The sequence below is a fragment of the Psychrobacillus sp. FSL H8-0483 genome (assembly GCF_038637725.1).
Taxonomy (GTDB): Bacteria; Bacillota; Bacilli; order Bacillales_A; family Planococcaceae; genus Psychrobacillus.
This window is the reverse complement of record NZ_CP152052.1, coordinates 1,986,284-2,007,674: the sequence shown is the minus strand read 5'-3', so window position 1 is coordinate 2,007,674 and position 21,391 is coordinate 1,986,284. Positions and strand designations below refer to the sequence as shown.

Here is a 21,391-nt window from a genome sequence, read left to right as displayed (position 1 = left end):
CCTCGTCAAGAACGTATTTGTAAATGTTCTGTAATTGGACCGAGTGCCAGTGCAGGTAAAAATGTTAAAGCGCCAATCATCAGTACAATTGCGACAAGCAGGAATGTAAACATTGCATTGTCTGTTTTCAATGTCCCTACTGAATCGCTATGCCATAATTTTTTAGCAAGTAGTGATACAATAGCTAGTTGAATAATAATAGATAAATAGCGACCAAAGAACATCGCCAGGCCAGTCGTTACGTTCCAAAATGTCGAGTTATCAGCTAACCCTTCAAAACCAGAGCCATTGTTTGCTGAGGAAGACGCAAATTCATACAATACTTGCGATAATCCATGTGCACCTGGATTTGTGATTCCATCTACCCCTGCGGTTACTGACACAGCAAGCGCTGAAAACGCTAGTATAATTGCAGGGTGGATTAGTATACAGAGTGCTATTAACTTCATTTCTTTTTCCTCGATTTTCTTTCCTAAAAACTGAGGAGTTCGACCAATCATTAGACAGGCGATGAAAATAGTCAACAGTACATACATCATCATGTTCATTAGGCCGACCCCCTTGCCTCCAAACACAACGTTTAACATCATATTAAACATCGGTACAAGTCCACCGATTGGCGTTAAGGTGTCATGCATATTATTGACTGAGCCTGTTGTAAAAGCAGTTGTCACAGTAGTGAACAATGCTGATTGTGCGACGCCAAATCGCATTTCCTTCCCTTCCATACTGCCAAGATCTTGAGTAATGCCAAGTTCACTAATAATCGGGTTCCCTGCACGCTCTGCCACATAACAAGTAACCAATCCGATTAGAAACAGAATACTCATTGCTGAAAAAATAACTAATCCTTGTTTTCCAATTATCGTTTTCTTACGGCGGTGGGCAACCATTAAGCCAAATGCAACAACACAAGCACCCGGCAACAGCATCATAGAAAGCATTTCTACAATGTTTGAAATAACAGTAGGATTTTCAAACGGAGTAGTTGAGTTGGCCCCGTTAAACCCTCCACCATTTGTACCTACATGCTTAATAGATTCTAGAGATGCTATAGGTCCAAGAGCGATATCCTGCATTTTGCCCTCTATCGTCTGTACGGTTTTATTCGAACTGAGGGTTTGTGGAGAACCCTCAGATACTAAGATCATTGCAACAACAATAGAAATTGGCATTAATACACGTGTAATCACACGTACAAAGTCCACAAAAAAATTGCCTAGTGTATCCGTCTTCGCCACTAATCGTCTACAGAAAGCCATGCACGCTGCATAACCGGTAGCCGCAGACGTAAACATCATAAACGTGATGACAAGCATCTGAGACAAATAACTTAATCCTGATTCACCACTGTAATGTTGAAGATTTGTATTCGTCATAAAAGAAATTATTGTATTGAAAGAAAGCGTCGCTTCCATATTATCAATGCCATTTGGGTTTAAAAATGAAGCTGACTGAATCCGCAATAAGACGTAACCTATGAATACCATAAAGGCATTCGAAAGAATCAGTGCCAGTACATATTGCTTCCCGGTCATATCAGCTTGCTTGATGCCACAAAATTTGTAGATAACATTATCGACTCGGTTCAACACCGGATCGAGCCACGTCTTTTTCTGCATGGTCACCTGATACAAATAATGACCAGCTAGAATGACTAGTGGTAAATAAATGACTAAAACAATGGCTATTTGCCACATACTCCCTACCTCCTAAAGGTATTATCAATTACGCCCCGGCGTAATTGCGTCCAAATTTTGAATTGCGCTTGCGCAATTAACTCCTTTCAAAATTTGTGACATCCGCCGGAGGCTTAACTTGAATCAGCAGTTATTATTTACTGATTCAAGTTAATAGTTTTCTGGATAAAGTAATGCATGACCTAGATAGCCGAATAGCAATACGATGATAATCCCCAATCCTAACCACATAACTATTTCCCCCTTAATGATTTACTTGCTTGTAACACCAAATTGTCAGTCCATAAAGACTAGCAAAACTAATGACTAGCAAACCAATCATATAAACGTCCATCAATTGAATCATCCCTTCCTCTGTTGGATGTTTTTATCATAATGTAATTCAAATTAATGTAGTGTTAGGAAAAAGCGTTTTATATTAAGACGGTATAAAGGTTAAATCTTTACGCGGTCTTAATGGTAATTGGAGTTATAATAGAAGAGAGGTGAAGGGTGATGGAAGACACACGTCCAAGTCCAGAGGCGTTATTAGCACAGATTAAACAAGAAGAAAAAGAAGCAAACGTAGGAAGACTAAAAATTTTTCTTGGATATGCCGCGGGAGTAGGTAAAACATACGCGATGCTAGATGCTGCCCAACAAGCAAAAAAACTCGGTACAGATGTTGTGGTCGGTTATGTAGAACCACATCCTCGACCCGAAACAGCAGCTTTACTTGAAGGGCTTGAGCTAATACCAACTAGAAAAATAAACTATAAAGGAAAGACTTTTGTAGAACTGGACATCGATGCGGTACTTAAACGTAATCCAGAGCTTGTACTGATTGATGAGTTGGCTCATTCAAATGTACCAACGATGCGCCACTTAAAACGTTTTGGTGACGTGGAAGAATTGCTTGCAAAAGGCATCCATGTATATACGACTGTTAATATCCAGCATATTGAAAGCCTTCACGATTTGGTGGAAGAAATCACTGGGGTGAAGGTACGCGAGCGCATTCCAGATTACTTAATTGATCATGCAGCACAAATAAAGCTAGTGGATCTTGAACCAGACGATTTAATTCAACGATTAAAAGAAGGTAAAATATATCACTTAAAACAAGCAGAAAAAGCGATGGACTTTTTTTTCCGAAAACAGAATCTGGTGGCGCTTCGTGAAATCGCACTACGCCGAACTGCAGACACAATTTATCATCAACAGACACAAAAGAACGACACTTTCAGCCAAAGTGCTCATGTAGAGGAGCATATATTGGTAGGTATCAGTAGTTCACCAACCAATGCAAAAGTTATTCGGACAGCAGCTAGACTTGCACAGGCCTTACATGGTAAATTTACAGCACTTTATGTACAAAAAGTGAAAACAAATGATCGGAACGAAGCGAACTCCGAGCGACTACAGCAGCACATCAAACTGACAGAACAGCTTGGTGGTCATATAGTAATCGTACAGGAAGATGATGTAGCAGCAGCGCTTGCGAATTATGCACAAATAAGCGGTGTGACGAAGCTTGTAATAGGAAGAACAGCTATGAAAAAGAAATGGTGGCTTCCTAATTCCAAAATAAGCGATCGTTTTAATGACTTTATACCAAACTTAGCAATACATATTGTACCTGATGAAGACAATGAACCGATGCGCTTTCCAGAAATAAAGCCTCAGCTAAAGTTTGAGTGGATGGATTTGCTTAAAATGGCAATCGTGTTCGGTTTGGCATCATTCATTGGTCTGTTTTTCTTAGCAATCGGAGTTAGTGAATCGAATATTATCACCATCTATATTTTAGGCGTGTTAGTACTTGCAACATGGACATCCGGTTGGATGGTCAGCATCATTAGCTCGCTAGGGGCAGTGCTCATCTTCAACTTTTTCTTTACCGAGCCACGGTTTTCATTTGAAGCATACCACCGTGATTACCCAATGACGTTTTTAATCATGTTCCTTTCCGGTTTTATTACAAGTAGTCTAACTAGAAAAGTAAAGGAGCAGGCTGTCGTTGCAGTTCGTAAGTCTTATCGAATGGAAGTGTTGCTAGAAACAAATCGTAAATTACAACACGCAAAGTCAATAGAAGAAATCATCAATGAAGGCATGTCTCAAATTGTAAAACTAGTAGAAAAGCCAGTTGAATTCTTTGAAATAGACAATAAATTGATAGTGAAGTCTGTTTTTTTTCGAACAGATAGTATGACGACTTTAGAAAATAAAGAAGTGGCAGCAATGTTTTACAATGCAAGCGAGCGTGGCATAGTGAGCTGGGTTGCCAGTAATAAGCACGTAGCAGGTGTGTCAACAGATATCTTTCCAGAAGCACAAGCCTACTATTTACCGTTCGTATCTGGTGGCAATGTAAAAGGTGTTATCGGAATCGCTCTATCAAAAGAATCGCCGTTACCTGCGTTTGAACGTCATATTTTACATGCCGTCATCAATGACTTTTCGTTCGCTCTTGATAAATGGTATTTACAGAAGTTGAATGAAGAAGTTGCTCGAGAAGCAGAGCTTGAACAAATGCGAGCAAACCTTTTACGAGCAATATCCCATGATTTAAGGACACCTCTTACTAGCATTTCAGGAAATGCCGATATATTGTTGACACGCGGCGAACAGATTCATGAATCTGAAAAAACTCAACTATACCGCGATATTTATAGCAACTCTAAATGGCTCGTTCAAATGGTTGAAAACTTACTTGCCGTTTCAAGACTTGATGATGGAAAACTTGCAATTGAGATACAGCCAGAACTTGTGGAAGATATTATGCAGGAAGCACTTTTGCATGTCGTCCGCATAAACAATACGCACCAAATCTCTTATCATGTAGAGCCAGAATTACTATTGGCATTGATGGATGCACGTCTCATTATTCAGGTGCTCATCAACATTATCGACAATGCACTGACCTACACGCCGGCAGGTAGCGAGATAATCTTAACTGCAAAGGAAGTGGATAACTATGTGCACTTTAACATTGTGGATAATGGACCAGGAATTGAGGATTCAGTAAAGGCAATGCTGTTTGAACCTTTTACAACAGGTAAGGTACAGCGAAGTGACAGCCGGCGTGGTCTAGGACTCGGTTTAGCATTGTGCCAAACGATCTTAAAATTACACGGAAGTGAACTAACTGTTTTGGATAATGAACCGCTGGGTACAATTTTTAATTTTTCACTTAAAAAAGGAGTTGTGAATATCGATGAATAAACGAATCCTTGTGGTCGAAGATGATGTAGCTATCGGTAACTTGATCAAAATGACATTAAATACGCAGCAATACGAATACGATATTGCACAAGATGGTCAAAGTGCACTGCAAAAGGCACTCTCGATGAAGCCAGATGTGATTATTCTAGATCTAGGTCTACCGGATATGGACGGCATTGACATTATTCAAAAAATCCGTAGCTGGTCTCAAACCCCTATCATAGTAGTAAGTGCGCGAGGCGAAGAATCTGATAAAATCAATGCCCTCGATGCTGGTGCGGATGATTACGTGACGAAGCCCTTTAGCGTAGACGAGCTACTTGCTCGTATTCGAGTAGCACTAAGAAGAAGTGCGAGCGAGCGTAATTTGGAACAGGAGCAGCCGGTTTTTGTGAACGGAAATTTACAAATTGATTATTTAGCAAACACAGTATTCGTGCGTGGAGAGGAAGTACATTTAACACCTATTGAGTATAAGTTGTTAGTCGTGCTCTCAAAGCATGTTGGGAAAGTTCTGACACATAATTTTCTACTCAAGGAGGTGTGGCAAACCGTACTTCAGTCGGATGTCCCTAGCCTGCGTGTTTTTATGGCGACGCTCCGTAAGAAAATTGAAGAGAACCCAGCCAACCCCAAATATATCCAGACGCACATACGAGTTGGATACCGAATGCTACGCTATGGCGGTGACGAATAAATAATATCTATACTTCGCAAAATTTAGGGGGTAACATTCGAAATAATGATTAATCAATAGTTCCTCCTGATCACCTATAATTAGGGTAAATAAAAAGAATCCATTTTGAAAAAAGATTAGTCAACATGGATTCTTTTCTTATGATTTAGTTTGTATTTTCATTAAAAAAGTTTGATTACTCATAGTGGTCCTTCTTCAACAAAAGTCCCCGTTAGCCATCCATGCAGCCAAAAACGCTTATCCCGCAGGAGTCTCATACCGCCGCGCTAAATCCTTTTAAGTAAAGTGAATTTTCCGCAAAAAAATAGTATAAAAAAAATACTACTTTATAATTTTTCAGTGCCCTCGTAAAAACTAAGAGTTTCGCCCTAACTTAGATCGGGATATGTATCCGATGTGTATCCGATACTTCACGAGCGACTAGCTTAACTCGTTTCTCTCCTAGTAGTGTAAGTATTGGTTTTACAGCAGTATAGTAATTCTTTGATAAACCATCCCCCTATGATTCCAATCAAACAAAAAACACCGTTCTGTTTAGAACGATGTTATTATAATTCAAAAATTTTTGTTTATAAACGAACAATTATTGATTATTATCTTTTTGCTGCTCTGAAGGTTCTTCAGTTGGGTCCGGCTCATCTTCATCGACACCGTTGCATCCGAATAGTAAACCTGTTGATAAAATAACAGACATTATTGTAAGAATATTCCTTTTGTGTTTCATCCTAATCCCTCCATTCTTCATTTACTACTGTTAATGTTGTCTAACTTATAGAAAAATATACAAAAAGATAATAAATAATATTTTTTTGGATTACTAAACAAATTTGGAGAATTAACAGAAGGTATATCATCTTATTGTTTTTTTTGTTGTTGTCAATGAATCTAAAATAACTCCTTTTCATACTTGTTTCTTGACAATTCAAATATAAAAATGAGTAGTTGCGTGCATTTTTATGCGCAATTGTATTAAAATCCAAAGAATATTATAATACCAAAATAAAAGAACGCTCCTAGTGGAACGCTCTTAAGAGTTGCTATTTAATTTTTTGTTATAGACGCTTAATGTTCCAGATTTGCAAAATTATATCCTGAATTTTAAGGATTTAATTTACATTTTGCAAAATTAGACCATCGCTCATTTTAATTATTTGATCAGCATAAGAAAGCATTTCTTCATCATGTGTAACCATTAAAGTAGTAATATTAAGTGTTTTAGTTAAATCTTTGATTAACAACATAACATCTTTAGATCTTTTTGAATCTAAACTTGCCGTTGGTTCATCTGCGAAGAGAACTTTAGGTTTATGAATTATTGCACGAGCAATTGCAACTCGCTGTTTCTCCCCACCTGACAATGAGGAAGGATAGGCATTTTTCCGATGATCCATCCCAACTAATTTTAGTAATCTATTAACCTCTTCTTTTTGTTCATGTTTCTTTAATTTCGATTCAGAAACATCTAGCATTAGCATTAGTTGTTCTTCTACCGTAAGAAATGGAACAAGATGTGCAAATTGAAAGACAAAACCAAATTTACTTGCTCGTACTTTTCGAACTTGCTCTGAACTCATGGTAGTCATATTTTTTCCTTCGAATATTACTTGCCCATCTGATGTAGGTTGAAGTCCCGCAGCTATAGTAAGAAGTGTACTTTTACCAGAGCCTGATGCACCCACTAATGCTGTTATCTCCCCTTCTCTAAGAGAAAGATTAATTCCTTTTAATATTTCTTCCTTTACTTCACCATTAGTAAACGATTTTCTAACTTTATCAATTGTAAATAGTGTCATATTAAACCTCTCCTTGCTGTATCGCTTGTAATGGTTCGATTTTTTTTATTTGAATTCCTGAGAGTGTAGCTCCAATAAATCCAATAATCAGGAATACTATAGACAATTGCCCAGTTGTTTTAAGCGTTAAACTAAAAGGCATACCCTCAGGCGCAATCATATTAAAAACTTGACTGAGTGTAATAGACAAAACAAGTGAAATTACTGTAATAACAACCATCTGCGTCCAAATCATTTTGAATAACCTACTTGTTTTTAAACCTATTGCTTTTAAAATACCGTATAAACCAATTTTTTGAACGTTCATCATGTAGAAAAAGATTGCAAACAACATTCCACTAATTACTACTAAAAACCAAACAATCATGTTTAAAGACATCTGTTCTGCGCTATAACTTGGAATGGTATTGAGAAAATCTTTCTTTGAAAATGATTGTAGCCCAGTGAATTCTTGTGAAGAATCCCCTTTTGGTGTGAAAACTAATTGCATTTCTTCAACTCGGTAAATTTCTTTGTAATCCTCCATACTGATGTAAGCGACAGGAGCATGACTATATTTTTTTTGATCAACAAATCCCTTTACAACAAACTTGCCACTAAATTGATTATTAGTTAATGTATCTCCAACCTTTATACCTTTATCCTTCAATGAGCTATCTAAAATAATTTCCTCGTGTTTAACATTTTCAAATAAATTTGAATCGGTGGATGTCACAAAGGCAATACTCTGTTGCTTATCAGCCTCATCATTTAAAAAGCCCATTTGAATTGAAAACGCCACAGCATCCTTTTGTTTGTTTAATATTTCATCTTGGATATTGCTATCTATTCTTGACAGATTATAAGTTTCATCTGCATCTTCATTCATATAAAATTGCCCTTCTGGTAAATCTTTAATAAGGGCAGCATTGTCTTGTGATAATCCATTTGCCAAACCTGAAATAATAAAAGTTAGTAAACTAACAAGAAACACAATAGAACCTAAAATCAAAAATCTTACTTTGTTTTTCTTAATTTCTTTCCAAGCAAGGTTCATTATTAACTCCTCCATTCTTTATATAAACACATAATAAACTGCCTATATAAACTGAAAATGAACAAATCATTACTTTTGAAGCCCGTTGTAGTAATTTCAAAATTTAGATTTGCAAGAAGATAGTTTGAAAACGATTCGTTGAGAAAGAAACAGAAAATCCCTTCAACTTTTCCCCGTCATCTAGCTTCTTCGACAGGAAAAATATTAAAATAATTGCGTGTACAACAAAACATTTCCGTAAACAGTATTTATTGTTGTAGTAGTAATCCAAAAGAAATAAAAAACGAAAATAATGGTGTTTGTCCGTCTTGTAATAATAAAGCTAAAATCTTAAAGCAAATTACTTTAAAGTCACTACTAAGATATGCTCCTCGCATATTTAAGTTTTCTTCTGTATCGCCACCACGCATCATAATCCACGCAACAAGAATATTAACCGACAATCCGACACTGCTAATAATAAGCATTCCTGTTGTCGCTACTTCCGGTGGGTTAGCAAATCGCTGGATTGCTTCATAAAAGATAAATAAGGCAATCAATATTAATGTGACTCCATTTAGCACAGCTGCTAAAATTTCAAATCGTTTATATCCATATGTTTTACTCTTTACTTGCAACCTTTTCACCTAATATAAAGGCTATTAATGCAATCGCTAATGAAACAGAATCACTTAGCATATGACCTGCATCTGATAAAAGGGCCAAGCTATTTGTTAAAAAAACTCCAATCACTTCTATTACCAAATGCGTTTAAGTATGCTGTTATTTTCTTATCGTCCATATACCCCCCTGCTGTACAAAATCACTTAAAAGGAGCAATTATATTATGGAAAACGTAACATTAAACGTACAAGGCATGTCATGTGGTAGCTGCGGAAACAAAGTAGACGGAAGTATCCGTAAATTAGAAGGTATCGAAGATGTTCAAGTAAATGTAGCATCTGGTGAAGTAGCTGTTGTATTCGACAAAGGACAAATAGCAGTCGCACAAGTTGTAGCAGCAATCGAAAGCCATGGTTACGTAGTAGCTAAATAATCAAACCTTGTAAATGTCTTCAACGTACACCCATTAATACATGTGAGGAAGATGGAAAATGAAAAAACAAATCGGTATAGGCATTGCAACCGTTAGTACTGCACTCGAACTTGTCGCTTGTGGTGATAATCAAAAAGAACACCAGACAAATCACGTAGACACAGAAGAACAGGCACATATGAATCACACAAATTCTGGTGAGTTACCTGAAGGCTTACAAGAAAAATCAAATCCAACATATCCTCTTGGGAGCCAAGCAATATGAAAACAGATCATATGCAAGGTATGAACGGGGCTAAAGCGACAATTGTCGGTTCTTACAGTACTACTGTTTATCCTGTAACTTATACTCCAACGACTGGTGGAGGTAAAGTATCTAATCATAAATGGGTCATTTATGAGGAACTCAAAGGAGCTGGGGAACAACCTTTTGCCGCTAATGATCGCTTTATATTAGAAGCAAATCATATGGAAGGCATGGATGGTGCTGTTGCAACAATTGATTCAGCAGAACAAACTACGGTTTACATGGTTGATTACACATCTAAGGGTGAAAAAGTGAAAATCATAAGTGGGTAACTGAAAGTGAATTATCACCTGGAAAATAATTTTGCGGTGATGTTATAGTTTCCGATTACTTTATGTTACACGAGTACCTTAAAAACATAAGAGCAGCTAAAAGTGACAGGATCACTTTCAGCTGCTCTTTTTTCATGAAAGGTACGAGATTCTAAAACAATTTGTAATCATATGAAAACCTGTCACTCAACCACTTACACAACAAGTAACCTATCGTTTATTGAAAAAGCAGTATTAGCACAAATGTATATTAATAAGGTACTGGAATCTTGCTAGAATCCAGTACTCTAACATTAACTTTATAATCTCTTTTTCATCACATTTGCAACTTCGTGAGCATTTTGGTCTTCTTCCTCATTTAGCTTTTCAATGATATGACGGTAATCTTCCTCGTTACGGTTCTGACTTAATTTATAGGCTGCTTGAATTTCTTTTACTTTAATCTTAAATCCAACAACACCTTTTAGCTCATTTTCTAAAACTTCTGGAGAAAGCGTATCCCATAAAACTGGATTCTCACGATGCTTTTCATATTTTTCTAGCATTTGTGTAAGATCTTCTTTTAATTCTTCTTCACTTAAAATACTCGCTGCTCCATATACATGTACTGCTTGATAATTCCACGTTGGAACATTTTCATGAGCGTACCAGGAAGAGGAAATATAGGCATGCGGCCCTTGATACATAATGAGCACTTCTTCATTCGTTTCAAATGTTCTCCATTGGGGATTTCCATAAGCCATATGCCCTTTTATATAGTAATCATCCCCTACTTTACTAAAACCAAAAGGTAAATGAGAGGCAATTGGTCTTCCTTTTTTCGTTGTAACAATCGTTCCAAATGAGTTTTGTTGAATAAACTCTCTTACTTCATTTATATCTGTCACTTTAAAATATTTAGGAATGTACATAATTCCCCTCCTCGTATTATTCTGGCTATCTAGTTAAATTATCTCATAAAAAAAGAATATGCTACAATCGAGAAAACAACAAAAGGAGTGGACTCCATGTGCCGCAACATAAAAACATTATTTAACTTTGAACCTCCAGCTACTGATGATGAAATTTATGCTGCTTCACTTCAGTATGTGCGTAAAGTCTCGGGTTTCAATAAGCCTTCGCAGGCAAATGAGGACGCTTTTAATCGTGCCGTTCAGGAAGTAGCTATTGCCACACAGCATCTATTCGACACACTCGTCACGAACGCCGAGCCTCGTGATCGAGAAATAGAAGCAGAGCGAGCTCGAGCACGTTCTGCGAAAAGATTCGGATTAGAATAGACTTCCTATTGATCCATACGATAAAAGATGCAATTCATTATCCAATTGCTCAAACAACCAAAAAAATCCTTAGTTTTCGAAACTATTCGAAACTAAGGATCTAACAACCAATCAAGTAAAACTCAAAGTTGCTGCCCCCACTACTCCCACATCCTCGCCTAGCAGTGCAGGTACGATACGGAACGTTTCACGGTAAGGTTCCATAACAAGTCTTTTCGTTTTCTCCAATACTGGTGCAAATAAATCATCACCGGCCAGACTCACCCCGCCACCGATTACAATACAATCTGGGTTAAATGTATGTATCACATTCTTCAATCCCGAAGCTATATAAGAGGTCGCTTCATCTATCACGCCAATAGCAACTGAATCCCCAAGACTAGCAGCTTTGAACAGATGCTTTGCCCCAATTACTGTACCGTCTTGCGCCGCTAATTCTGTCATCAATGAAAACTTTTTCTCAGCAGCTTCCTTTGCAATTCGTGCAATGGATGTACCTGATGCATATGCTTCCCAACAACCTAACTGTCCACAGCCGCATAGTTGCCCATCTTGTACAATCATTGTATGTCCTAGCTCTCCAGCGTAACCATTGCTACCAAGCAGTAACCGACCATCCAAGATGATTCCCGAACCGATGCCAGTACTAATCGTAATATAGGCCATTGTTTTAGAACCTTTTCCAGCTCCTGCATAATACTCTCCCCAAGCAGCTGCATTTGCATCATTGGCGATTTGAACAGGGAGCTCTAGCTGACTTTCCATCTCCTGACGAAGTGGAATATTGACCCACTCCGGCAAATTGGCTCCATTCAAAATAATTCCCCGTTTTGTATCAACCGCTCCCGGTGATGCAACGCCAACTCCAGTGATAGGTATATCGCCACGAACTTTATGAACCGAATGTATTAAGCAATCGATCACTTCCTTTGCACTTTTAAGGGGAGTAGTTTCATTGCGCACTCTTCGCAATATCTTCCCATTGAGATCGAGTAATGCCGTTGCTATTTTTGTCCCACCAAGATCTACTCCAACAATATATTCCATATTCTGTTCCATTACCGATCCCTCGAATTCTCCCAATCTATTTTCTCAATTGCTGAAGATTGCTTTTTATGTCTGTAATAACGGCCTCATCAATCGGATACATAAAGCTTCTATTCGTACGAACTGCTGACCCAAAATGTACTTCTTCCAATCCAGTTGCCTTAACTAAGGCTGATAACGTTTCTGGGTTCATTCCATTCCCCGCTAAAATTTGGATAGATGTATTTTTGGATTTATCGACTAACTTTTTCAGTTGTTCAGCAGACTCCGGTGCAGGTGCTTGTCCTCCAGAAGTTAAAATTCGTTGAATCTGTGGAAACGTAGCAATTACTTCTAATGCTTCCAACTGATCGTCGATTTCGTCAAAAGCACGATGGAAAGTGACATTCATATCCCCACTCTCCATCAATAAACGCGAAATGACCCCTGTATTCACTTTATTATCCTCATCTAATGCTCCAATAACGATACCTGCAGCTCCGACCTTCTTAATATGACGAATATCTGTTAGCATGACAGCTACATCCTCCTCGTCATATTGGAAGGTCCGGCTATGCGGTCGGACAATGACATGAACCGGAATATCAACTCCTTGAACTACTGCTTCTATCAACCCTAAACTCGGCGTTAACCCTCCTTCAGATAAGGCTGAACATAGTTCCAAGCGATCTGCACCAGCACTCTCTGCAGCAATCGCATCTGCTAAGCTTGTAGCTATAATTTCTAACATCATTTGAAAAACTCCTCCTGTCTACTCAGAACAAAGTCAACTAACAAACGAGTTCCATACCCTGTTGCACCTGCTGTATAATAGCCTTTATCACCTTTGGACTGCACCGTGTTGGCCATATCAATATGAGCCCAACGAATCGACGGGTCCACAAATCGGCGCAAAAATAGCGCAGCCACAATCGCACCGCCATATGGAATGGAGCTCATATTATTCATATCAGCGTAATCACTATGTAACAGTTCTTCGTATTCATCTATCAATGGCATCGGCCAAACTCTATCACCATTTTGTTCTCCAATAGAAGCAAATTCCTCTACAAAAGATTGATCTCCCCAGACTCCAGCTATGCCTAAGCCAAGTGCTTCTCCTACATTGCCCGTCAACGTGCAAATATCCACTACTTCCTTAGCGCCAAGACGATTTGCAAGCAATAAAGCATCCGCTAACACAAGTCTCCCTTCCGCATCCGTATTGCCGACCTGCACTGTTAACCCGTTCGGATAAGTGATAACTGTAGAAGGTACAAATGCGCGCGAATCAGGCATATTATCGGCAGTTGCGATCAATGCAGTAATATTCGCTTGAATGCCAGATCGACTAATAATACCCATCGCTCCAAGTACCGCACAAGCTCCTCCCATATCGAAACGAGCATCACTAATATCTCTGCCCGACTTTACATTCATGCCACCCATATCAAAAGTAATCCCTTTACCAACAAGTACTATAAGTGGCTGCTTAGGATCAGTTGCATAAGACAGTTCAATCATCGCTGGTTTATAACTGCTTCCTTGTCCAACTGTCAATAACCCATTCATCTGCTGTTTCACTAGTTCTTCCTCTCGATAAATATGAATATCAACAGGAAGTTCTGCAAAATGCGTTTCTACAAACTCCACAAGTGATTCAGGGTGAAGAATATTTGGAGGTTCATTGCATAAATCACGTGCTAACATAGTTCCTTCAGCACGAATTATTCCTTTTTGTACTGCTACTTCCCCGTCTGTAGACGTACTGATAATATGTAGCTTCTCTAATGGAAACACTTTTTTCTTCGACTTGTAGCGGTCGAATTGATAGGATCCTAACAGCCAACCTTCCGTCCATGAGGTTATGTTTTCATTTTCCTTAATCTCTTCTATTATATTTAACGCTTCAAGATGGACGGCTACTGTTTGGAAGCCTTCCTTTTGTACCGTCCTTGCTGCAACTCCAGCGGCATTTCGCAGTATTTCATAAGAAATTCCGGCTACTTCACCGAGTCCAATAACTAAATGATGTGACTCTGTACCCCTACCGTACAGTAAATGAGCTGCTCCCCGTTCCCTCATATGAGGTTTTAGTTCGACCCCCGCGATAACAATTGGCTCAGATGTCTTCCAGCATAGATGGATTGTTGCTTCTGTAGTCCGCTCGCTTCCAACAGTAATAAGCATATGCAAATCATCCTTTCCTCTTATTATTAAACTAACTGAAATACAGTCTTTCTTTCTCCAACCACTTCTCCGTTATCATTTATAATTACTTTGGACGATAATGCATACAAACGCTCAATTGTCTCATGATTTTCATAACCAATCTGTTCTAAAATAGAAGCAACAATATTTGGCCATACAAGTTCGGATCCATCCATTACTTTTAACGCAAAACTCATTCGTTCCTTCTTCAAAGCAAAGCCGTAAACACCCTTAGCTCCACCTTTTGCAACAATATTTGGATCTGCAAGCAATACCGTACAGATAAAATCATGACTAGCAATCATCTCAGGATGTGCATTCATATAATTTGCAACTTTAACAACTGCCTCTCTCATTTCTCGTTGTTCAATCAAGTCTGGACAAGCTAATTTCAAGTATGCTTGTGCAATATGTTGTAGCGGTATCACATAAACTGGAAATCCACAGCCATCAATACCGATCCCAATGTCTTCTTTCGGATAGTTCGCCATGTCCGCCATCGCTGCAAGACTTAACTGCTGGACGGGATGCTCCAGCTTCCAATAGCCATCAACCTCATGCCCCAATACTTTCGCTAAAGCCATAAAGCCACTATGCTTTCCAGAGCAATTATGAAAAATTTTACGTTTCTCTCCATGCTTGCGATGATATTCAGCTTTCGGTTCGTCATTCAATGGATACGTTGGACAGCAATAAAACTCCTCTTCTTCAATACCAGTTTTATGCAAAATCGACTCCATCGCTTCCAAGTGATAGCTTTCTCCACGCTGTGAAGCTGCAAATAATGCCGCTTCCTCTGACGTCAGTCCAAATTTTTCATCAATTCCATTTTGAATAACCGGAATTGCTTGGAAAGGTTTTGCGGCAGAACGCAAAAAAGTCATATGATTTTCATCACCAACCGAATAAATTACCTCTCCTTTTTCATTAATGCCACAAACAACCCCCATATGCGTATTTTCAAGCATACCTCCACGATATTCTTCCACTAATACTGGATAGTTCATCATTTTCACCCTTTGTCTTTTATACTTTTTCTAAATTGATATATGAATACACTAATTATTCTAACTTAAATACATTACATATTCTCTCTAATACATATACAAATTTTAAAACTATTACAATTCTTGAGATTTATTTACAAAATTGATTAAATAGTATTATTTTTTATCTATTCTTAATTATATTACTAATCAAATAGACCTAAATAAATAGACCTAAACAAAAAGACAGATGAACCGACGCAGTCGTTGCCGAAGAAGTGCGCAAACTCGCTGAACAATGAGCTCGCTCGACAGAAGTAGTTAAAGTGACTATTCAGGAACTGCAAGCGGAATCTAGACTTGTTACCCAACAAATGAATGACACACGTGAAAACTTCCAACGTCAAGGAACAGTTGTCAACAGTACTGAAATCACTTTTGGAGAAATTTCCACATTGATGGCAAATATGCAAGGTTCCATCGATGCAGTTTATGTAGAAATTCAAAAAGTAGCAATCCATAAAGATGACGTCTCTGAAACCATCCAAACTATGGCAGCCACGGCCCAAGAAACAGCCGCTGCTTGTGAAGAAGTCAGCTCCTCAACAGACGAACAACTACGTGCTATTCAATCTGTTACAACTGCAGCAGAAACATTAACAGGATTGAGTGAAGAACTAAGCCTAGCTGTTAACCGTTTTAAAGTTTAAATAACCTCTCAAAAAAAGAAGCTCCTTTTATCGGATAATAATCCGATGAAAGGAGCTTCCTCTTTTTTTCTATTTAAAAAAGTTCGACTACTTTATCTAAAATTCCAGTTATATCTAAGAATACGATGATAATTACTAAAGGAATAACGTACTTCATTATAAAAAACCATACATTAAATGCAGTCGCACCTATACGAGAATGTCGTAATATTTCCTCTCGAAGTGTACTTTTCTTTATCTTATGAGAAACGAAAATAGAAATTAAAAATACACCTAATGGCATTAAAATATTACTTACTAAATAATCAGCTGAATCGAAAATATTTTTCGAGAAAATTAAAACATCCCCTAAAACACTATAAGACAATGCAGAAGGAACACCTACTGCGAAAATTAGTCCACCGATTATAAATGCATACTTCGTTCTTTTCTCCTCGTTACCTTTCACAATAGCCGCTACTATTATTTCTAGCATCGAAAAGGCCGAAGTTAATGTGGCAAATAAAAACAGAGCTAAAAATCCTAATAAGAAAAATTCTCCAAAAAGAATTTGATCAAACACAGCTGGCAATACAACAAATAACAAACCTGGCCCTTCCGCTGGCTCTAACCCAAGTGAAAATACAGCTGGGAAAATTGCTAATCCTGCCAATAAAGCAATTAATAAGTTCAACGAAACAATAGAAATAGCTGGTTGAATTAAACTTTCTTTCTTAGAAAGATAAGAACTATACGTGACCATTACCGATACTCCGACACTTAAAGAGAAAAAGGCTTGTCCCATCGCAAACAGAACACTTTCAGATGTAATTTTCGAGAAATCAGGTGCTAAAAAGAATTTCACACCTTCCATCGCATTATCAAGAGTAAGTGAGCGAATAATTAAAACGAGAAATAAAATAAATAATGCAGGCATCAAAATCTTACTTACTTTTTATCAATTCCATTTTGAATCCCTTTTGCTACAACTAAAACCGTAATAACTAAAAACCCTAATTGAGCTCCAATCACTAAAAGAGGATTTCCAATCGTCGCACCAAAAACAGATCCATAATCTACTCCTTCGCTAATGATTCCACCAAACATACCTTTAGCAAAATAAATAACAATCCAACCACCAATGACACTATAAAAAGACAATAATAGAAAACAAGTAAATACCCCTAGCTTTCCAATCCAATGCCAATTCGTATTAGGAACTAAACTGCGATAAGCACTAATCGCTTCTTTTTGCGTGCTTCTACCGATAACGAACTCTGCTAAAGCAACGGGAAACCTATAAACAAGGAAAATGCAATAAACAGAAGAAAGAATGCGCCTCCCCCACTAATACCAGTAACATAAGGAAGCTTCCATATTGCCCCTACCCCTATAGCGGAGCCTGCTGCAGATAAAATAAAACCAATCTTCGATGACCACTGCTCTGTTTTTTGCACACGATTCAATCCAATCTATTTTTATTATATCCTCAAGAAATGCGTAAGCGCCTATGCCTGCCCCGACAGGCAAATGGGAAAAGCGAGGAGGCAGCTCTCCAGCCACCACAGCTTTTTCACATTTGACCCCGAGGGGCTAGGCGCTGTAGCTAGACAATTACTAAGTATGAAAGCATATACTTTCTTATCAGTTTAAAGTAAATAACAAAAAAAGCCATGTCTCTATCGATAACGATAGGGACGTGACTTTACACGCGGTACCACCCTAATTGGAAACAATACATATTTCCCACTTGATCAAATAACGGTTTAATCCGTTTTATACTACTTACTCCATGATGCAGTATAAAAAAAGCTCCAAGAATGAAATTCACCTATGTTTTTGTATCAGTTTGCACCAACCACTGATTCTCTATTAACAGGGAGACCGGCTTAATAAGGTTCTCTTCAAAGCTCATTTACTATTATATATTAAACGGTATTATAGTATGATACGCGCTAAAGGTCAAGCCTTTGTCTTGCTACTTTTATATCCACACAAAATCAAGGTATATTAAACTATTTAAATGGTTATTTATAGAACCAACTTATTGTATAAGACGAGCTAAATTTGCAATAAGCGATTGCAGGGACTTAGTATAGATGGTTATTTAGTAGATCGCTGGGACTCAACGGGGAAGCTACTTACTAGCTTTTATATGAAGTGAATACCAGATCGCTTGTCATTTTATCATAAAAAAACTTCCAACTAATGCCTGCGCTATGACAATCACATAGCACAGATTTCGTTAGAAGATTTTTTTCATTTAAAATCTAGTCTGAAGTCTCATGCAAAAGTAATTAGCTTATTTTTTTGACGTTAGTTCTTTTTCATGTGCTGCAATTTCTTCCGCTGTTGCTTTTGTTGCTGGCGTCAGTTCTGCTGCTGGTGTCGATTTCGTAGCCTCTGTTGATGTTACTGCTGGTGTTCCTTTCACTTCAAGTGCTTCTTTTTCAAGTATTGCTCTTTCTTCAGCTGTTACTTGTACTGCTAGCGTAGAGCTTGTTGCAGGTACCGATTCCTCATTTGTATTCTGTGTAGAAGCTAAAGCTGAACCTGCCATTCCTGAAACTGCCAATGTTACTGCACCTAATAATAAAACTTTTTTCATTTCTAATTCCTCCTAATTATTATTCGCTATGCGATATAGTATGGGATGTTGTTTCCCACATACTTAATTTAACGAATGAATGTGACCGCAATATGACGACTTGAAAAATGTAGTGGATCATCCTGGCAAATGGGTAGTAATCTCCAGTCATAACCACTGCTTATAATAGGAAATAATGCGTCGTTGTCATTTTATTGTCATATTCAAGGTATACACTAACTACTTAGCTCTTATTATGATAAGTTTATTACAAAGTATTGTAGAAAGGATTTTTTATAATGAAGCGCATCTTACTTATTGAGGATGAATTGCCAATTGCTCAGTTATTAAAAGTATATTTGGAAAGAAATGATTTTTCGGTTTTGCACGATTCAGGTGAAGGCAATATAATTCAAACTTTTTTAAATTATAACCCTTCATTGGTACTTTTGGATTTGATGTTGCCTCAAAATGATGGGCTAGAGATTCTAAAACAAATTCGTCAATATGGAAGTTGTCCTGTCATTATCCTAACTGCTAGAGGGAGTGTGCCCGAACGATTAGCAGGGCTTGGACAAGGGGCGGATGATTATATCACAAAGCCGTTCGATCCCGAGGAGGTTGTTGCTCGAGTACAAGCCGTATTACGTCGCTCCTCACATTTAGAAGATAATGAAATTATTAGATTAGGTCATCTCATCATAAACCTTACAACTCGTACAGCTTCTTTTTTTGATGAGTTAATTCCTTTGTCACCACGTGATTGGGGACTGCTTGCCTTTCTAGGACAACATCCTAATCAATGCTTTACTCGCGATCAACTATTGGATTCTGTATGGGGGATGAATTATGACGGTGCAGATAGAGCTGTAGATGCTTCCATTAAAAGAATCCGCCAACACTTGCGTGATTGGTCAGTTGATGAGGGAGAAATTAAAACAGTGCGTGGAATGGGGTATATGCTATATGTCAACTAACTTACCGTCTGATAACAGTATCCCTTTACTACGTTTTTGGACTCGTAGATATGCAGGTGTATTAATAGCAATTCTTATCTTTTTAGGGATTATCGCTGGTGTATGGATAAAAGTAAATGAAAATCGACAAAGTTTTCAATTACTACAGGCGAGAGCGGAACAACTCAGCGTTTCCTATATTCGCTCTATGGAAGTATTACAATCACAACCAAGTTCTAGCCAAGATGAACTACATATTCCACCTTCTACACCTGCTGTACCCGTTACACCTGCTACACCAGCGGAAATAGTACGTCCTGTTGCTCAAGATTTTATGCAAATTTTTAATGAAGAGGGCCACAATCTTGTTAACTTTTCTAGTCTAGATAAATCATTGTCCGAGACTCTTGCCGAAACACCTTCTACTATAGAAAGTGTGCTAAGTGGTAAATCAACTAAAGAAAAAATCAAAATTAAGGATATTACATTGCTACGTGTAGGCATCCCTCTAAGTAAAGAGGGCGAAGTGATTGGCGCTTTATATTTAAGTACCCCTTCACCTGAAATATTTTTAGATAATATAGAAACTTATGGCTTTCTCGTACTAATTATTTTGGGAATCGCATTTGGAGGTTGGCTTGTAATATATCACCTTTCTAGAAAATTAACTCTTCCCTTACATCAATTAACGGAAGCTGCGAGACAAGTCTCGGAAGGAGATTACTCTCCGAACCTACCATCAGCAACGAAAGTAAAGGAAGCAGAACTACAACAACTATTTTCTTCTTTTGAAGTGATGACAAAGCGTTTGAAACAACTTGAACAAATGAGAACGGATTTACTTGCAGGAGTTTCTCACGAATTAAGGACCCCTGTTACTTCGATACGTGGTATGATTCAGGCCGTCCAAGGGGGAATTGTCACTGGGGTAACAGCAGATCAATTTTTAGTAACAACGTTAGAAGAAGCTAAGCGAATGCAAAAAATGGTGGAGGATTTATTAGATTTCGCATCATTAGAATCCAGTGCAATTCATGGGGAATTCGTATTATTATCCCTATCAGAAGTAGTAGAAGAAGTAATCCAACAGGTTCATTCCATAGAAGGTTTTAAAGATATAGACATTGATATCTCTCCTTTAATCAAACCACTGAAAATAGTAGCTGACAGAGGTCAGATTAAGCAAATTCTACTTAACCTCTTAATGAATAGTGCAGGGGCAGAGGCTACTAAAATCACTTTAAGACTCAATATCGAAGAAAAAAAGCTGTATCTTGATATATTAGATAATGGTAAAGGTATTGCAGAACAAGAAATTCCTTATATTTTTGAACGATATTATCGAGGAGACAGTAAAAGAAAGAAGAAGCAAGGATTAGGGCTTGGATTACCTTTAAGTCGATTACTTGCTGAAGCTAATAATTGTGAATTGTTCTTATTATCAACCTCACAGCATGAAACTATATTTCGTCTCATGTTACCCATTGAATAAAATATTAAGTGTGTATTAATTGACTAAGTGAATGTATAAAGAAGTAATAAGAGTTTTATAAATTCTACAGAATCAATCCTAAAAATCACCTCTTCAAAAAAATGAAAAGGTGATCT

The 21,391-nt window shown here is 37.8% G+C and carries 17 protein-coding genes, 5 pseudogenes and 1 other annotated feature; of the genes and pseudogenes, 9 read left to right on the top strand and 13 right to left on the bottom strand.

Going from position 1 to position 21,391, the window contains the following annotated elements; translation table 11 throughout:
* Positions 1-5: 5 nt before the first annotated feature.
* Positions 6-1,700 (bottom strand): potassium-transporting ATPase subunit KdpA, encoded by a 1,695-nt coding sequence (gene kdpA / locus MHB48_RS09580; protein ID WP_342601210.1) that lies wholly within the window; start codon positions 1,698-1,700, stop codon positions 6-8.
* A 495-nt stretch (positions 1,701-2,195) separates the two neighbouring features.
* Here kdpA and MHB48_RS09575 point away from each other — a divergent pair, with 495 nt between their 5' ends.
* A complete protein-coding gene (locus tag MHB48_RS09575; protein WP_342601209.1) occupies positions 2,196-4,907 on the top strand; it encodes a sensor histidine kinase KdpD in 2,712 nt (903 codons plus the stop codon).
* A complete protein-coding gene (locus tag MHB48_RS09570; RefSeq protein ID WP_342601208.1) occupies positions 4,900-5,604 on the top strand; it encodes a response regulator transcription factor in 705 nt (234 codons plus the stop codon). Before MHB48_RS09575 ends, MHB48_RS09570 begins: the two co-directional genes overlap by 8 nt.
* A 391-nt stretch (positions 5,605-5,995) precedes the next feature.
* On the opposite strand, the pseudogene MHB48_RS09565 reads toward MHB48_RS09570, so the two are convergent.
* From MHB48_RS09565 to MHB48_RS09550, 4 genes and pseudogenes are all read right to left on the bottom strand, one after another.
* Positions 5,996-6,103: pseudogene (locus tag MHB48_RS09565) on the bottom strand (hypothetical protein); the annotation flags it as partial.
* A gap of 84 nt (positions 6,104-6,187) precedes the next feature.
* Positions 6,188-6,328, bottom strand: a complete 141-nt coding sequence (locus MHB48_RS09560; protein WP_342601207.1) for a hypothetical protein — start codon at positions 6,326-6,328, stop codon at positions 6,188-6,190.
* 382 nt (positions 6,329-6,710) lie between these two features.
* Entirely contained in the window at positions 6,711-7,397 is a 687-nt protein-coding gene (locus MHB48_RS09555) for an ABC transporter ATP-binding protein (RefSeq protein ID WP_342601206.1), read from the bottom strand.
* A gap of 1 nt (position 7,398) precedes the next feature.
* The gene (locus MHB48_RS09550) at positions 7,399-8,433 is read right to left on the bottom strand and encodes an ABC transporter permease (protein ID WP_342601205.1); all 1,035 of its coding nucleotides are present in this window, start codon (positions 8,431-8,433) and stop codon (positions 7,399-7,401) included.
* Positions 8,434-8,679: 246 nt separating this feature from the next.
* Between MHB48_RS09550 and MHB48_RS09545 the strand changes: the two are divergent.
* Positions 8,680-8,796: pseudogene (locus MHB48_RS09545) on the top strand ((2Fe-2S)-binding protein); the annotation flags it as partial.
* Here MHB48_RS09545 and MHB48_RS09540 read toward each other — a convergent pair.
* Positions 8,793-9,180, bottom strand: a pseudogene (locus tag MHB48_RS09540) (cation diffusion facilitator family transporter); the annotation flags it as partial. The pseudogenes MHB48_RS09545 and MHB48_RS09540 sit on opposite strands and share 4 nt — an antisense overlap.
* A gap of 79 nt (positions 9,181-9,259) precedes the next feature.
* Between MHB48_RS09540 and MHB48_RS09535 the strand changes: the two are divergent.
* Both MHB48_RS09535 and MHB48_RS09530 read left to right on the top strand, forming a co-directional pair.
* Entirely contained in the window at positions 9,260-9,469 is a 210-nt protein-coding gene (locus MHB48_RS09535) for a cation transporter (RefSeq protein ID WP_342601204.1), read from the top strand.
* 58 nt (positions 9,470-9,527) lie between these two features.
* Positions 9,528-10,077: pseudogene (locus MHB48_RS09530) on the top strand (YdhK family protein).
* A 270-nt stretch (positions 10,078-10,347) separates the two neighbouring features.
* Here MHB48_RS09530 and MHB48_RS09525 read toward each other — a convergent pair.
* Complete coding sequence (locus MHB48_RS09525) at positions 10,348-10,959, bottom strand: FMN-binding negative transcriptional regulator (RefSeq protein WP_342601203.1); 612 nt, start codon at positions 10,957-10,959, stop codon at positions 10,348-10,350.
* Between the two features lie 96 nt (positions 10,960-11,055).
* On the opposite strand from MHB48_RS09525, the gene MHB48_RS09520 reads away from it, so the two are divergent.
* Positions 11,056-11,328 (top strand): DUF2277 domain-containing protein, encoded by a 273-nt coding sequence (locus MHB48_RS09520; protein WP_342601202.1) that lies wholly within the window; start codon positions 11,056-11,058, stop codon positions 11,326-11,328.
* A 111-nt stretch (positions 11,329-11,439) separates the two neighbouring features.
* On the opposite strand, the gene MHB48_RS09515 is transcribed toward MHB48_RS09520, so the two are convergent.
* The 4 genes from MHB48_RS09515 to MHB48_RS09500 are packed head-to-tail and all read right to left on the bottom strand — an operon-like array spanning position 11,440 to position 15,572.
* Positions 11,440-12,387 carry an ROK family protein gene (locus MHB48_RS09515; RefSeq protein WP_342601201.1) on the bottom strand — a complete coding sequence of 316 codons (948 nt, stop codon included), beginning with the start codon at positions 12,385-12,387 and terminating at the stop codon, positions 11,440-11,442.
* A 25-nt stretch (positions 12,388-12,412) separates the two neighbouring features.
* Entirely contained in the window at positions 12,413-13,108 is a 696-nt protein-coding gene (locus tag MHB48_RS09510; protein WP_340920505.1) for a copper homeostasis protein CutC, read from the bottom strand.
* On the bottom strand, positions 13,105-14,544 hold the full coding sequence (locus MHB48_RS09505) for a leucyl aminopeptidase family protein (protein WP_342601200.1): 1,440 nt from the start codon (positions 14,542-14,544) through the stop codon (positions 13,105-13,107). Before MHB48_RS09505 ends, MHB48_RS09510 begins: the two co-directional genes overlap by 4 nt.
* A 26-nt stretch (positions 14,545-14,570) precedes the next feature.
* Complete coding sequence (locus MHB48_RS09500; protein ID WP_342601347.1) at positions 14,571-15,572, bottom strand: asparaginase; 1,002 nt, start codon at positions 15,570-15,572, stop codon at positions 14,571-14,573.
* Positions 15,573-15,877: 305 nt separating this feature from the next.
* Here MHB48_RS09500 and MHB48_RS09495 point away from each other — a divergent pair, with 305 nt between their 5' ends.
* Positions 15,878-16,261, top strand: a complete 384-nt coding sequence (locus tag MHB48_RS09495; RefSeq protein ID WP_342601199.1) for a hypothetical protein — start codon at positions 15,878-15,880, stop codon at positions 16,259-16,261.
* Positions 16,262-16,334: 73 nt separating this feature from the next.
* On the opposite strand, the pseudogene MHB48_RS09490 reads toward MHB48_RS09495, so the two are convergent.
* Positions 16,335-17,697: pseudogene (locus tag MHB48_RS09490) on the bottom strand (sodium-dependent transporter).
* A 233-nt stretch (positions 17,698-17,930) separates the two neighbouring features.
* Positions 17,931-18,157: a binding site (T-box leader), on the bottom strand.
* A gap of 385 nt (positions 18,158-18,542) precedes the next feature.
* Positions 18,543-18,848, bottom strand: coding sequence for a hypothetical protein (locus MHB48_RS09485; protein WP_342601198.1), 306 nt, complete (start codon positions 18,846-18,848; stop codon positions 18,543-18,545).
* Between the two features lie 278 nt (positions 18,849-19,126).
* On the opposite strand from MHB48_RS09485, the gene MHB48_RS09480 reads away from it, so the two are divergent.
* Positions 19,127-19,804, top strand: a complete 678-nt coding sequence (locus MHB48_RS09480; protein ID WP_342601197.1) for a response regulator transcription factor — start codon at positions 19,127-19,129, stop codon at positions 19,802-19,804.
* Positions 19,794-21,275, top strand: a complete 1,482-nt coding sequence (locus tag MHB48_RS09475; protein ID WP_342601196.1) for a HAMP domain-containing sensor histidine kinase — start codon at positions 19,794-19,796, stop codon at positions 21,273-21,275. Before MHB48_RS09480 ends, MHB48_RS09475 begins: the two co-directional genes overlap by 11 nt.
* Positions 21,276-21,391: the final 116 nt, after the last annotated feature.